Source organism: Vibrio hepatarius (assembly GCF_001274785.1).
Taxonomy (GTDB): Bacteria; Pseudomonadota; Gammaproteobacteria; order Enterobacterales; family Vibrionaceae; genus Vibrio; species Vibrio hepatarius.
The window spans coordinates 400,782-415,662 of sequence record NZ_LHPI01000001.1 but is presented as its reverse complement, the minus strand read 5'-3'; the positions used below and the strand labels follow the sequence as shown (position 1 = coordinate 415,662).

Sequence of the window (14,881 nt, the reverse complement as noted above, 5' to 3'; positions counted from 1 at the left end):
GCACCAACAACTAAAAACAATCATGCCAGTGCTGCCAACCGAAATAGGTCACCAAAAACATACGCTTAAATAGGTTGGTATACACACACAACAAGGAAGCAATGATGGCGAATTCAATAACACCAGCCACCTACGAGCAATTGGAAGAACTACTCGCTCTGCATATCGAGCCAGAACGAATCATCACACAAGAAGCAAAACGCTTAGCTTACGGCACCGATGCGAGTTTTTATCGCTTGGTGCCGAAAATCGTTTTAAGACTCAAGAATCTTGACGAAGTCATCTACGCCATTCAAAGCTGCCGCGAGATGGGCGTGCATTTCACTTTCCGCGCCGCGGGAACAAGCTTGTCAGGTCAGGCGGTGTCAGATTCCGTACTGATCACTCTGACCGATGACTGGCGCGGCCACGAAATCATCGACAACGGCGATAAAATCATCCTGCAGCCGGGCGTAATCGGCGCAGACGCCAACAAATATCTCGCCCCATTCCAACGCAAAATCGGCCCAGATCCAGCGTCAATCAACACTTGTAAAATCGGTGGTATCGCCGCGAATAACGCCAGCGGCATGTGTTGTGGTACGGCGCAGAACTCTTACCGCACCATCGACAGCATCAAAGTGGTATTTAGCGACGGCACCCTACTCGATACCGCAAGCAAAGAAAGCATCGATGCGTTTAAAGTTACCCGCCCTGATATTATCGAAGGTCTACAAAGCTTGGTGGCAGAAACACAGCGCAACCAAGAGCTGAGCGAGCGCATTCGTCACAAGTACCGTCTGAAGAACACGACAGGCTACGCGCTTAACGCACTGGTCGACTTTAACGATCCAATCGAAGTGCTAGAACACCTATTGATTGGCTCGGAAGGTACGCTCGGATTTATCGCAGAAATCACCTACAACACCGTAATTGAACACGCGCACAAAGCGTCTTCATTGCTGGTATTTGCCGATATCGAAGAAGCGAGCGAAGCAGTCACCACCCTTTCAAAAACGCCAGTGGCAGCGGTTGAGTTGATGGACGGTCGCGCGCTACGCTCCGTTGCGGATAAACCAGGTATGCCAGCGTTTATTCCTGAACTGGATTTAGAAGCGGCGGCGCTACTGGTTGAGTCCCACGCCAGCAGCCATGACGAGCTGGACAAACAATGCGAGCAGATCCTTGGCTCACTAAGCGATTACACCATTATCGAATCTGTACCTTTCACCTCAGACGCTAAAACTGTCGCAACGCTGTGGGGCATTCGTAAAGGCATGTTCCCTGCTGTAGGCGCGGTACGTGAGGTCGGCACAACGGTAATCATCGAAGATGTCGCGTTCCCAGTTGAAAACCTCGCCAACGGTGTACGCGATCTACAAGCGTTGTTCGATAAATACCACTACAGCGAAGCGATCATTTTTGGCCATGCGCTAGAAGGCAACCTGCACTTTGTTTTCACCCAAGGGTTTGAATCACAAGATGAAGTTACACGCTATGGTGGCTTTATGGACGATGTGGCAGAGCTAGTTGCGGTAAAATACCAAGGCTCGTTAAAAGCAGAACATGGCACCGGACGAAACATGGCGCCGTACGTTGAGCTTGAATGGGGCAAAGATGGCTACGCACTAATGCAGCGTATTAAAAAGCTGTTTGACCCAGAAGGTTTGCTCAACCCTGGCGTTATCATTAACGACAGTCCAACCTCACATATCGAGAACCTCAAACCGATGCCGGCTGCGGATGACATTGTTGACCGCTGTATCGAGTGCGGCTTCTGTGAGCCGGTATGTCCGTCACGCACACTGACACTCTCTCCACGCCAACGTATTGTACTGTACCGCGAGCTACAAAGACGCCGTGCTCAAGGCGAGAACGTCGAAGCGTCTGAGCTTGAGAAAGTATTCGAGTACCAAGGGTTGGACACCTGTGCGGCAACTGGTCTGTGTGCTGACCGCTGTCCTGTCGGAATCAATACGGGCGATTTGGTAAAACAGCTTCGCACCGCGAAATACCAAAAATTCACCCCAATTGCGAAATGGACGGCTGACCACTTCTCGACCACCACATCACTCACGCGCGCATCGTTAAAAGCCAACCAAATTGCGGTGAAAGTGTTAGGTGAAAACGGCGTATCGAAACTGGTAAATGGCGTGCGCAAGCTGAGCCACAACAAAACACCAATCTGGCTGCCAGAAACGCCGCAATCTAATACGCATAAACTAGACAATGCGCTTGAGCTTTTGGTGCGTTCAGACAAAAAAGTGGTTTATGTCCCGTCGTGTGCCTCTCGTACTATGGGTCAGCAATCCGACGCGCAAGACCAACGCAGCCTGACCGAAGTCACATTGTCGCTGATTAAGAAAGCGGGCTTTGAGGTGATCATTCCAGACGGTATTAACGATCAATGTTGTGGTATGCCATACGACAGCAAAGGCATGACGGATATTGCGACTGCCAAATCACAGCAACTCGAGCAAGCGTTGTGGAAAGCAAGTTTCGAGGGCGAATATCCAGTACTGATGGACACCAGTCCATGTGCAAAACGCAGCATCGAGAACTTCACTCAACCGCTAGAAATCCTTGAGCCGACAGGTTTTGTCTCTAAGTACCTGTTGCCACATCTTGATATTGTCCAAAAGCAAGAGACCGTGATGCTACACGTGACTTGTAGTTCAAGAAGAATGGGACTGGAAGGTGACATGCTTAAGCTGGCTAAAGCGTGTGCGAGCGACGTTATCTTGCCCGAGCACATCGCTTGTTGTGGTTGGGCGGGCGACAAAGGTTTTACTACTCCAGAGCTTAACGCCGCGGCGGTCCATCCACTAAAAGAGCAAGTACCGAATAACTGTAGCCGTGGCTTTAGTAACAGTCGCACGTGTGAAATTGGTTTATCGCACCACAGCGGCATTCCCTACCAGTCCATTTTGTACTTGGTTGATGAAGTCAGTTCAGCACGCTAACTGCTGACTTCATAACGTTGGAGACTTGCTTGCTTCGCGCAATGTGAAGAGATCGGGCAAGTCTCCGCATTTTCTGACATTGACTTATCCCCATCCGTAGTATCAAATCATCCTTTAAACTAATTTCATATAAAGGGAAGCAATATGATACTGGATATGTTTGTGTGTGATGCATTTACTCAAGAAAGGTTCAAAGGTAATTCTGCTGCCGTCGTGCCATTACTAGACTGGCTTAGCGACGACATCATGCTCAACATAGCCAAAGAAAATAATCTCTCAGAGACCGCCTTCATCAAGCAACTTGGCGTTGGTCACTATGAGATTCGTTGGTTCTCCCCTATTTGTGAAATCGAGTTTTGTGGCCATGCGACACTCGCCGCCTCTTACGTTTTATTTCAACATTTTGCTGTCGAAGAGCGCATTCTTTTCGATACTCGCTACGTTGGCCCACTTGAGATTGAACGCGACCATTCTGGAAAAACCTTAATGGACTTCCCGTTGCGAGAACCAAGTGAAACGGAAGTACCCGCAGATCTATTACAAGGTCTATCACTGCCTCCGGTCGCTGTGCTGCGAAGCCCACAAGCCTACTTCGTGATCTATGACGATGAACAGGACGTACTAGACGTGGTATCAAGGTGTGACCGACTGAAACAACTCGCGCCGTATGATGTAGTCGTGACTGCACCTAGCAGCGATTACGACTTTGTCTCGCGTTATTTTTGGCCTGCAAATGGTGGAATCGAAGACCCCGTCACTGGCTCAATTCACGCAGGCCTTGCGCCTTACTGGGCAAAACGCTTGGGTAAAAATCACCTTATCGCGTATCAGGCGTCAGAACGCGGTGGCACGCTGTATTGCCATGTCACCGCAGATAAAGTCACCGTCGCAGGTTATGCCGTTTTGTATTCCCAAGGGCAAATTCATATTTAATCGCGCCCTTAGCTTGACTAAGTAGAGGTCTAAAGTGAAACCGGTAGAAATTGGCGAAGCGTACGACAAGATTGCGCACCTTTGGGAGCGTGCCAGCTTTAACCGCAAAAACGGTGTAGAGCAACATAGGCGAGCGTTTAAGTTTGCTAAAAACCGAGGTAAAGCACTCGATATTGGCTGCGGCTGCTCCGGGCGTTTTATCGATTTGATGATTGAAGAAGGCTTTGAACCGACAGGACTTGATGTTTCAACAAAGATGCTAGATTTGGCGAGACGACGACACCCGAATGTCGAGTTTATCCATAGCGATATTTGTATCCATCAACCACTGGAAAAGTACGACTTTATCACCGCTTGGGACAGCATATGGCATATTCCGCTTGATGAACAACGTGCAGTGATTACCAAGATCATAGGCAGCCTGAGCATTGGCGGCGTGTTTATCTTCTCATTCGGTGGCACAGACCAACCTGGGGCGCATACCGACGACTTTATGGGGCCAGAAGTCTATTATTCATCACTCGGTACGCAAGGATTCTTGAGCTTGATGCTGGAACTCGGTTGCACCATTCGTCACTTGGAATTTGACCAATATCCAGAGTTGCACACCTACATGATTGTCGAGAAGAGCTAAGACACCCAATCGACTTAGCAGCAAAACGTCCTACTCTTGGTTTTGCTGCTCATTTCCCCGTGTCGCTATTTTTAAGTAACTATTTGCATATTTTGTGCTGATACGACTGGATCACACATTCTAAAACCACGTATCTTATGCTTATCAGTTGTGCGGAGAGTTGTATGAAAATTATCATTTTACATGGGTTGTACATGCATGGGATGGTCATGCAACCTCTGAGTCGTAGCCTAAGAACGTTTAACTATCGAACCAAGGTACTGACGTACAACAGCGTTGCGATTAACAAACACAAACTGTTCAGAGAGATCGACGAGGCACTGAGTTCAGAGACACCCAACGTGTTAGTCGGCCACAGCTTAGGCGGACTTGTTATCAAGCAATACCTTGCTTCACGTAAACCCAGTGCGAAAGAGATCTCGCATGTCGTGACTATCGGCTCACCGTTAAATGGCGCCTCTATCGTGACACGTATTCAAGATTTGGGATTGGGAAACATCTTAGGGAATTCGCCAAACTTTGGTTTAAAAGAGCATTCCAGCCGCTGGGATTTTCCACAAAAGCTCGGTAGTATCGCGGGCACGATGCCAATCGGTGCGCGAGCGTTGTTTTTAATGGATAATCAACAGCCGTCAGACGGTACCGTCACGGTTGAAGAAACGAAAATTGAAGGGATGACAGATCATATTGAGACCACCAGCAGCCACACTAGCCTTATCTATGTGGCATTCACTGCAAAACAAATCGATTACTTTATTCGTCATAATCGGTTTCTACATAAGCAGGTGGGATAATTGTGACAATAATAATTAGAAGCGTTCGATCAGAAGCGACTTATAAGGGAAAATGAGTTTCCTGTATAGCCTACTTCTTTGAATTGATGAATCGTTCTGCGTTTGCGAATAGAGTGTCACACTTTTTCTTCTGCTTGGCATGCTCGGAAGTACCTTCCGGTAAAGAATCAAGAACTTCTTTAGCACTTTGATATTCGCCAACCATCAGCGCGAATCGGTCTTCAAAATCACTTTTGCGCGTTTTTTTGCTTGGTTTTCTTGCTGGTTTTCTCATATAGCCCTCTAACTTATAGATCCCATAGTTTCTTCTGTTCACGTTCTAACAGAATATCTTCGATCTTTTTCCTTATTGTATGAATACTGTCCGGACTTGCTTCTTGGACATGATTTTTCACTTTAGTTTTTTTCGAATTACAACTCGTTGATTTCTTTTTCAAAGTTTAATCTCTTTCTTTGACGAAATATAAAAGTTCCCAAGACTAAACCTTGAGAACTTTAATTTGACCAGTAGTCTACAATTCGAAAAATGAATTTTTAAATCAAAGAAGCTGGTATTTACTCTGGAGTAAAATATGACGCGTTTGCATCGCGCCATTTAACTGCTGTATAGTCGCCAACCAAATAGGTTGTGCTAAAAATACTTACAGTACAGTAACGTTAGCAGCTTGAGGGCCTTTGCCGCCTTGCTCAACGTTAAAAGAAACTTTTTGACCTTCAACTAATGTTTTAAAACCGTCATTAGCGATTGCTCTGAAGTGAACAAATAGATCAGAACTGCCATTATCTGGAGTGATAAATCCAAAGCCTTTTGATTCATTAAACCATTTAACTAAGCCAGTTGTTTTATTTGACATATATATCTCGATAGATTGATTAATTTATAAAGGAAGCTACTAAATAAGGAATGAAGAAAAAGGTATCGCAGGATAGATATGTCGAATGAATCGAAAAACTGAGAAAATCTTGAACTAAATATTTTATCAATAGCTCTCTGTTTGAGCTGACGCCACTATACACTAAGTACACGCAATAGATATACATTTCTTATTTTTATTTTAATAACCAATAAAATCAATCACTTAACAAATTATAGCAAGCCTCTATCACAGAATAGTATTAGTGCTTACATATTCACCAAACAAAAACAGCCGCTATTTAGCGGCTGTTTTATTCTTCTTACACGGCTTACTGTGCAGGTGTTAAACGATACTTGGTTTTCACTGTACCTGCACCGAAAGCTTCAGTTACACGCTGGTTGAACTCTTCTAGCGTGATTGAATCTGCCATGGCATCGACGTCTTTTAGCGCTTCAACACCATAGCCGTGGATTAGGTAGCGAGTGTAGAACCAAGTCCTTTCTACTGGGTTCTCTTTTAGCGGGTGCAGCGCGACTGTTAATTGCTTCGCGGCAATATCCAGTTCTTGCTGAGTGACGCCTTTGGCCAAGTCTGCCAGCACCGTATCAATCGCTTTGTCGATTTTATCGATGTCTTTTGGCGCAACCTGAGCGTCCACTACCCAATCGGTGGCTGGTTCTTGATCTCGGGATACCGAGTAAGCATCTGGCGCGTAATCTAAACCGAGTTCCTCACGCACGTATTCGTTCAAACGTTTCGATAGTACACGTTGCAGCATATCGTCGATAAATGCCGTGCGTGCCGTACCCGCACTGGCGTCTGAATTAATCACACTTACCGTGTAGAGCGTGTTCTGCTCATTGTTTTCTGCCACTGTGACCAGAGCTTTTGGCTCAGGGTTGTAAGCCACCTTATAGCTTGGTGCACTCGCCTCATCTAAAGGGATCGACGCGATGTAATGGCGCAATAGCGGCGTTACCTCTGCTGGAGTTAAATCACCGACAATCACAAACTTGTTACCACGATTTTTACCAAACAACTCATGATGAACCGCGCGAATATCTTCAGGCGTTACCATCGATAGCGCTGGCGCGGACTGATTGTATTTGCGACTCTCCGGCGAGAAGATGTTGCGGTTGGCGGCTTGTGTCCACTTACCGTGTGGTGTGGCTAAGTAGTTGCTCTGCTGCTGGATGTTTTCCTGACGAACCTTATCTAACTGGCGCTGATCAACATTGATGTTGGTCGTGATGTTGAAAATCACTTTAAACGCATCTGCCAACTTCTCTTTGGTTAGCGCCAGTTCAACCCCGTGGTGCGTGCTGCTAACAAATGGGAAAACTCGAATGCTGTTACGTGTTAGGTAGCTATCAAAATCTGAGCCATTGTAACCGCCTACCCCACTCTTAATTACGACAGGCACCGATAAGTCAGCGGCAGCGAACAAGTTTGGTGTCAGCGCTGCGTATCCGCCTTGGCTAGCGTAGATGACGCTGACGTGCTCTTCTGTAGTTGGGTCTGTCTCAAGCCACACTTCTACGCCGTTAGAAAGCGTCCAAACATGGAAACCGAGTTCGTTGGTTTTCTGAGCAACCACTTGGCCAGAAGCCTGTGGCCCTGCTAATTGGTTGTCACCCGCCGCTAGTGCGATTGGTTTTGCGCCTTTTTCAGCCAGCTTCGCTTTCAGAGCAGGGATTTCTGCGCTTAGTGACGCAATGGCTTGTTCGTTTTCCGCCGCGCGAAGTACGACAAACTCATCCGACAATAAGCTGTGAATCTGCGCGTTAACTTTATCGAGAGTAATCGAGTCAACAAACTGCGTGAGGGCAGCGCGGTAGTCTTGCTTAGACTGGTTAATCTCACCTGTCGATATCGAGTAAGACTTAGCTTCTGCGTAGTCTGGGGCGTCTTGCTGTGACCAGTCGTAATCAAGGTCGGTTAGTTGCTGTTTGTTCGCAGCGATAGACGCTTGGATATCGTTTTCAGTCACGCCGTAATCTCTTAGCGTTGCTAATGTTGCGATAAGCAGTTGCTCTGCGGTTTCACGCTGCTCTGGAGAAAACGATACCGAGTACAGCGCGACGTTGTTTTTATCCATATCGATTGAAGCCGCTACCAACTCTTGAACTGGCACTGCCGCATCATCAAATGCCGCATTCAGTTTGCGATTAATAAGCTCAAGTGCGAGGTTATCAAACCAATCTTCGATCTGCTTTTCACGCGATGTGTACAGTGAAGGACCGCGAGTCGACATCAACGTTAGGCTTGGCATATCGTATTGACCAACAGTATCCACGTAGTCTGTTAGCGTTAAACGCGGTTTCTCGACAGTATTGTCTGGCGCAGTTTTAGCCGCCGTCCAGTTCGCAAATTTTTGCTCAATCAACTGCTGAGCGGCTTTTGCATCCACATCACCTGTTACGATGATTTCAGCAAACTGAGGATGATACCACTGTTGGTAAAACGCTCTTAAGCTGTCACTGGTGGTGTTGCTTACCGACTCGACTGTGCCTACCGGATCGATATGTTCCAGTTTAGTACCTTGGATTAAATGGTCGTAGTAACGTTCGCTAAAGCCCTTGTTTTCAGGACGGTTACGACGGATTTCACCTTTGATTACACCAATCTCTTTTGCGACTTCCGCATCCGAAATGGTTAAGCCATCAGCGATATCACGCATCCACATCATAGCGTTTTCAAGCTGCGCGTTATCAGGTAAATCGAGCTGGTAAACCGTCTCGTAGTAACTGGTGTAGGCATTAATATCTGCACCAAACGAAAGGCCTGCAGACTCAAACATTTTGACTACATCGTTTGAGGTAAAATTCGTACTGCCATTAAATGCCATGTGCTCAAGGAAATGCGCATAGCCTTTTTGCTGTTCGGTTTCATGGGCAGAACCGATATGAACGTATAAACGTAAAGAAACGGGCTCTTTATCGGTTGGATAGATATGGTATTTCACACCATTGTCGAGTTGGCCTTGTGTCCAATTAGGATCAGGTTGAATCGGTGTTGTGGGTGATGATTGTGTGCATCCGACGATAAATATAGAAACGATTAATAATATTATTCGCATAATCATACTTCTTGTTATTTGTGTAATTGCACTATAACCCAAAGGAATGATTTTGTTGAATCCATTCCACAAATAAATAACGGTTAATTTTGTACGTATTAAGTTACACAAAAGCCGAGCTATTTTAATGACATACCACACATTTGAGAGACATCACGCAAAATAAAAAGCCCACCTAAATACTTATACTTAGGTGGGCCTTGTTGATTCATGCTTTCTAATTAGATCATTAATGCTTAGTCAGCCTGTTTAGGAAAGCGCTCTTCATATAACGCCATAAAATCCGATCTAATATCTTGCTCAAGGTGGGTCGCTTTATCCGTTGGACAGAACAGCATAAAGTGAACGATCTGCTCCCCTGTCGCCGAACTGGTAATGTGAATATGTGGCTCAGAACCTGGCAGATCGACACCAGCGTGCTTCTCGATCACCGTGTTGTAGCGCTTCGCGACTTCATGGAAGTAATGTGTACGCTCATCAATCTTTTCGATCATCAGCGGTACAAGCGGATATAGGTTAACGAAATCAGGCACCACGATGGAAAAATTATGGAACACATAGCGTTTCATAAAGTTGAGGTTTTTCACCGGATAGGTAAAAAACATGCTGTTTGGCAGCGTCGCGGTTTTACCCGTGTAATGGTATTGACCGTGGTAGAGGTCAATTTCTTGAATCACCGTCGCCATGACGTTGTGCTCGATAACTTCACCACAGATTTTGCCGACTTCAATCCAATCACCGACACGGAACGAGCGCGAACTCGCACGCTGAATAGAACCGGTAAAACAGAGAATGATCTCTTTTGACGCAACCACGATAGCCACAGCAATCGCCGTCACTGACAACGCAAACTCGCTGATCTCCGATTGCCAAAGGATAAACAGCAACAGAACCGTCAAAGCGGACGAGCCATTTTTAGTACGCGACATCCAGTTACGGCGTTCTTCCGAAACAAAAGCCACGTCACCACGAATTTTCGACAGGATCAGGCGGCGCAGCAAAGCGATCATCAAAATAATCAGCGCGGTAAACAACAATTTGTGAGTTAGAAGAAAATCGATAACGACTTGTACTTTCTCCACTCGGTACTCCTATTTATTCTTTTTGTTTTGTTAAAAAGGGGCATCATGCCCCCTTTCTCATATTTGCTAGTTTTGAGGTAATGGCTCCTCTGGCAGCTCACCCTCTTTAAAAATGACAAATGCTCGTCGGTTGAGTGCATTCGCATCCAGAGTTTGTTCCTGTGTCACAGGGTCTAGCTCACCGAACGATTTAACTTCCCACACATATTGCTTTGGATCTAGTTTCGTTTGCAAATATTGCAACACAGATTCAGCTCTTCGTTCAGCCAGCTTTTCGTTATAGCTGATTGAGCCTTGATAATCGGTGTGACCAGCGATCAAAATACGACCTTTCAAACCTTGCAGGTTGCTAGAGAAATCGTCCAACGACGGTTTATCGCGCTGTTTCAGGTCGGCTTTATCAAAGTCGAAGTGCGAGGTCATTGCCATAAAGACTTTACGATCTGGCTTTGGCGGCTCACAGAATGGGTTTTCCGCTTGAGTTTGGGTTTGTTCAAACAGCACATAGGCGCGGCGGTTTTGTGCGTTAGCTTCTAAGCTTGTACCTTCCGCAATCGGTCGGGATTTTCCGTAGAACTTCACTTCCCAATCGTAGCGGGAGGCGTCCAATTGAGTCTGCATGTACGCTTTGACTGCTTCAGCGCGTCGCAACGAGAGCTTCATGTTGTAATCGTCTGAGCCCTGATAATCAGTGTGTCCAACAATCGCAATTTGACCATGAAGATTTCGAATGCCGTTAATCAGTTTATCTACCGAAGCTTTGTCTTCCGGTTTAAGATCTGACTTATCGAAGTCAAAATGCGACGCCATCGCGATACGGATATCTCGCTCAGGCACGATACACTCGCGAATCAAAAACTTTTCTACGCGCGGATCACCAAACTTGTCGATGTTCTCTTTGCTGACGTAAGTCTCTGTTGCGCATGCAGATAGCACACCCGCGACCAACGGAATAAACAATAGGTGTTTTAGTTTCATCATTGCCCTTTAGATCTTACCAACCAAGTTAATGAACACGCCTTGAGCGTCATAATCGTCGTCATTGGCGAGGTTGCTGTCAAAACCAGAGAAGTTATAGCCCACGCCCACTTTGAAGTTGTCTGACAGGTGCTTGTTGACTGAGAGAAGTGCACCGTGTTCCAGCTCGTCATTTTGCGTATCGGTCTTCCAGTGATACTCGCCCGTTACATCCCACTCTTTGATGATGTGGTAAGACGCGCTTAAACCATACAGGTCGATATCACTTTCGACACGCGCAACGCTGCCTGATGCGCGCTCAAAGTCTTCCATTTTGTCTTTGTGAGCGTACTTAGCGCCAACATCGACTTTCGCGTTAACTGAGTAGATACCTTCTACTTCGATGATGTGTGATTCTTCGTTGGTGTAGCTGACTTCTCGGTCAAGGTTGTCTCTGTCCGCGATATAGGTATAGCGGCTCAACAGGTTCAAACGGTCATTGTAAATCGGGCGATAAGCGATACCCGCTGTCGCTTCGACGAAACGCGCTAACGTCTCATCGGTTTGGTCACTGACCGATTTTGAATAGTTGAACTTGCCGAACAAGGTGTACTCTTCCGTCAGGTGATGCGTGTAACGGTTGGTCGTCACAAACTGCTCGATTCGGCGTTTACTTGGGTCAACATTTTCGTTGCCTTTGTCTACCCTAAACTCAACCTTGTTTTTAAAGGTAATGTCGTCCACATCGACATTGGCGGTAAAGGTCACGGCTTTACGTTGCGTCACTTCAATCTGGCTTGGGTCACTCGTACTTGGCTTCTCGATTTCACCTTGCTGGTAACCGATACCGAAATCCACATCGTCGCTCATGTCGTAGCCAAAACCAAACGAGTCAATCTGACCTTTGCCGTTGTTCTCATCAACAAACTGGTTTTCTTGATAGAAATCGACACTGTCGGTTAGGTCTGCGCGCTGACCGACAATGACATTGTTCTGCCCTTCGTAATTGTCGTTTTCGTAAGTCAGGTACGTGGTGTAGTCACTGGTTACGTCGTAGCTCGCTGTCGCCTGAGTCGCGTCACCACGGTCACCTGTGGTGTATTCCGCGCCTAACGTTACATCATCAAATACACGGAATTCTGCACCAACTGTCACGCTGTCGTTGTCATCGTATTCTTCGGTTTGATCAACCGTGGTTTGTCCTTTGACGTAGACGCTGTTGTCGCTATCCCAAACGTAGTCCGCTCGTAGACCTGCCAGCGTGCCTTTACCCTTTTCGTTGTCGCGATTGAGTTCTTCAATCTGCTTACCCGCCGCAGACAGTTTAATGTGGTCAGTCAGCTTGAATTGGCCTTCTAGCTCGGCTTGTTGGGTATCCGTGGTTTTCGTGCCGTCGATTTTAGTCTCTTCCATCGACGTATAACGAGTCGCAAAGCTGAGTCTATCGGTCGCTTGAAGTCGTAACTCAGTACCGTAAGAGAGCTGCTCTAAGTCGTCGCTTTGGCTGGCATAGCTGTAGCCTGCGTCTTTGGTTTTGTACCACGCTTTTACGTCATTGCCGACCAAACCAAAAATGTTTGGAGCGATGTCGTAAAGGTTAGCGACACCTTTGACCTGAATCGAGTCACCCTCGCGCTCATCCATATCACTGCCGATTGGCGTAAAGGTTAAACCGCCGTCAAACGAGACAAAGTTTGAGTCAGTTTGACGACCTTCACTGCGTGCAAATTCGGCTTTTAAGTACGTTCCTTCTGTCGCACGTAAGGTAAGATCCGTGCCGTAAGATTGGTAGTTCTGATTATCACGGTCTTCGGTCGCGTAGTTCACGCCGATACCGATGTAGTCGTTCGCCCAACCTTTGATGCGACCACCGTAAGTCAGTGAATCAATTACATCCGAACCTTGAGGCACATATTCATAATCCACCGCTAGGTAGTTCTCGTAGCCACCCGCCGGAGAGTCATCAATCACACTACCAAAGTTATCGGAGATGATGTTACTTAACGGACGCATCAGAATAATGCGGCCTTGGTATGCGTCAATTTCATAGTCACGACCAGACTGTAATGGCACTTCCTTTTCTGAAATGCCACTGTCTTTGTTGACGACTTTTACGTATACCTTGTCGCTACCCGGTACCACTTCACCGTGACGTAAAAAGTACAGTGAGCCGCCTGTGCCGAGTAATTCATCGTGTGCAAATGCGGAATCTGCCGCCGCCGCGAAGCCCACCACGTTTAAGCGATCTTCACCAAACTGAGTGGTTGAACGCGTACGGAAGTCGCCTTTAAAACCATACAAGCTACGGTTGTAGTCGTTGTTGTCTGTGCCGGTCAAACCTGTGTTGTAGTTACCCCACAACAGTTGTGATTTGTCGTACTCCAGATCGATGTACACCTTACCCTTGGTGTTAACGACTTTATGGATGTTCGAACCGTCACCGTAGTCGGCGTAGTAAAGCTCATCATCGTCTTCAAGAATGTCGAACACATCTGAGGTTTCTGCAGCAAAAGGATGTTTAAATAGGTCTTTAACTTCGCCATCTTTGCTGTCGAAGTGGGTCGTGACACGCAGTTTGTCGCCAAACTTGCCCTGACCAAAGTAGGCGATACGGCCTTGGTTATAGATATCATCTTGGTATTGGTAGTTCACGCCCAATGCCCCCGTATTACCGGTGACATTGTTGCGACCAACATAGAAATCCGCGATACCTGCTTGTGAGTAGTAAGTGTCTGGAATACGCACGTAAAGCTGGTAACGACGTTCGTCACCGTTGTCGAAGATCACTTTCGTCGGGAACAAGTACGCGTCTGCTGGCAGGAACTGTTCTGCGTAGAGTTCGCCTTCTTCGACTTCAAATTCGTCTTCACCGATTACGACTTTATCGACGCCTTTTAAACCCGTGCCGATAAACTTCGCCAAGCCTGCATTGGTTGGGATGTTATGGCGCATCAATTTCGCTTTACCGTAGCGGCGACCGATATCTTCTTCGCCGTCGTTGCGGTCGATATCCACTTCAGAATCCGGCTTCACCAGATCGACAACACCCACGCTGGTGACATCCATATTGCCGTCTTTGTCCCACGCTTTAAAACGGAACTGAAGCTGATTGCCGACTTTAAACTGGTAGTCTAAATCGGTCGAACCGTCCCAGCTAATATCGATATCGTTCGCAAGCTCTGTGCCTTCAATCACTTTGATTGGGTGCGCCAAAGAGCGGTCTTGCCCTTGGAAGATCTCAACTTGATAACGCGACAGGTAGTAGCTGTAGTTGGTGGTAATGGTAAAGCTTGTCTCGTCTTTGAGCTTGCCCTCTTCCACTTCCAACTCTTCACTAACGCTGACATCCATCACCGGATCAAAACGCGTGATATCTCGACTCGCCCAGATAGCCCCTTCCTCAAGGTAAATGCGCGAGCTGTCTTCCTGTTTATGGAGTTCAACCTCGATCCCTGTGGTCGTGCTTTCAAGTTTTTGCATCTGGCTGGTGTCTTTTGCCGCCGCCATCACTGGGATGGCAATCAAGACACATACGGCCAAGCGAGTTTTTCTGATTTTGTGCATTTGGCTCCCATTAATCGCGGGCAATGATATTTTTTGTTG

At 46.8% G+C, this 14,881-nt stretch carries 10 protein-coding genes; 4 read left to right on the top strand and 6 right to left on the bottom strand.

Going from position 1 to position 14,881, the window contains the following annotated elements:
* The first annotated feature begins 104 nt into the window (after nucleotides 1–104).
* The 4 genes from AKJ31_RS01855 to AKJ31_RS01840 all read left to right on the top strand — a co-directional run bounded on the left by AKJ31_RS01855 (nucleotide 105) and on the right by AKJ31_RS01840 (nucleotide 5,303).
* Nucleotides 105–2,942 carry an FAD-binding and (Fe-S)-binding domain-containing protein gene (locus AKJ31_RS01855; RefSeq protein ID WP_053407383.1) on the top strand — a complete coding sequence of 946 codons (2,838 nt, stop codon included), beginning with the start codon at nucleotides 105–107 and terminating at the stop codon, nucleotides 2,940–2,942.
* A gap of 144 nt (nucleotides 2,943–3,086) precedes the next feature.
* On the top strand, nucleotides 3,087–3,875 hold the full coding sequence (locus AKJ31_RS01850) for a PhzF family phenazine biosynthesis protein (protein ID WP_053407382.1): 789 nt from the start codon (nucleotides 3,087–3,089) through the stop codon (nucleotides 3,873–3,875).
* A 34-nt stretch (nucleotides 3,876–3,909) separates the two neighbouring features.
* Nucleotides 3,910–4,509 (top strand): class I SAM-dependent methyltransferase, encoded by a 600-nt coding sequence (locus tag AKJ31_RS01845; protein WP_053407381.1) that lies wholly within the window; start codon nucleotides 3,910–3,912, stop codon nucleotides 4,507–4,509.
* Nucleotides 4,510–4,673: 164 nt separating this feature from the next.
* Entirely contained in the window at nucleotides 4,674–5,303 is a 630-nt protein-coding gene (locus AKJ31_RS01840) for a PGAP1-like alpha/beta domain-containing protein (protein ID WP_053407380.1), read from the top strand.
* A 70-nt stretch (nucleotides 5,304–5,373) separates the two neighbouring features.
* Here the strand turns inward: AKJ31_RS01840 and AKJ31_RS01835 are convergent, their stop codons facing one another.
* The 6 genes from AKJ31_RS01835 to AKJ31_RS01810 form a co-directional block, all read right to left on the bottom strand.
* A complete protein-coding gene (locus tag AKJ31_RS01835) occupies nucleotides 5,374–5,577 on the bottom strand; it encodes a hypothetical protein (protein ID WP_053407379.1) in 204 nt (67 codons plus the stop codon).
* Nucleotides 5,578–5,944: 367 nt separating this feature from the next.
* A complete protein-coding gene (cspE, locus tag AKJ31_RS01830; protein WP_053407378.1) occupies nucleotides 5,945–6,157 on the bottom strand; it encodes a transcription antiterminator/RNA stability regulator CspE in 213 nt (70 codons plus the stop codon).
* 331 nt (nucleotides 6,158–6,488) lie between these two features.
* A complete protein-coding gene (locus AKJ31_RS01825) occupies nucleotides 6,489–9,239 on the bottom strand; it encodes a M16 family metallopeptidase (RefSeq protein ID WP_053407377.1) in 2,751 nt (916 codons plus the stop codon).
* A gap of 236 nt (nucleotides 9,240–9,475) precedes the next feature.
* Nucleotides 9,476–10,321, bottom strand: a complete 846-nt coding sequence (locus AKJ31_RS01820; protein ID WP_053407376.1) for a mechanosensitive ion channel family protein — start codon at nucleotides 10,319–10,321, stop codon at nucleotides 9,476–9,478.
* Between the two features lie 66 nt (nucleotides 10,322–10,387).
* The gene (locus tag AKJ31_RS01815; RefSeq protein WP_053407972.1) at nucleotides 10,388–11,299 is read right to left on the bottom strand and encodes an OmpA family protein; all 912 of its coding nucleotides are present in this window, start codon (nucleotides 11,297–11,299) and stop codon (nucleotides 10,388–10,390) included.
* A gap of 9 nt (nucleotides 11,300–11,308) precedes the next feature.
* On the bottom strand, nucleotides 11,309–14,842 hold the full coding sequence (locus tag AKJ31_RS01810; protein WP_053407375.1) for a TonB-dependent receptor: 3,534 nt from the start codon (nucleotides 14,840–14,842) through the stop codon (nucleotides 11,309–11,311).
* Nucleotides 14,843–14,881 lie beyond the last annotated feature (39 nt).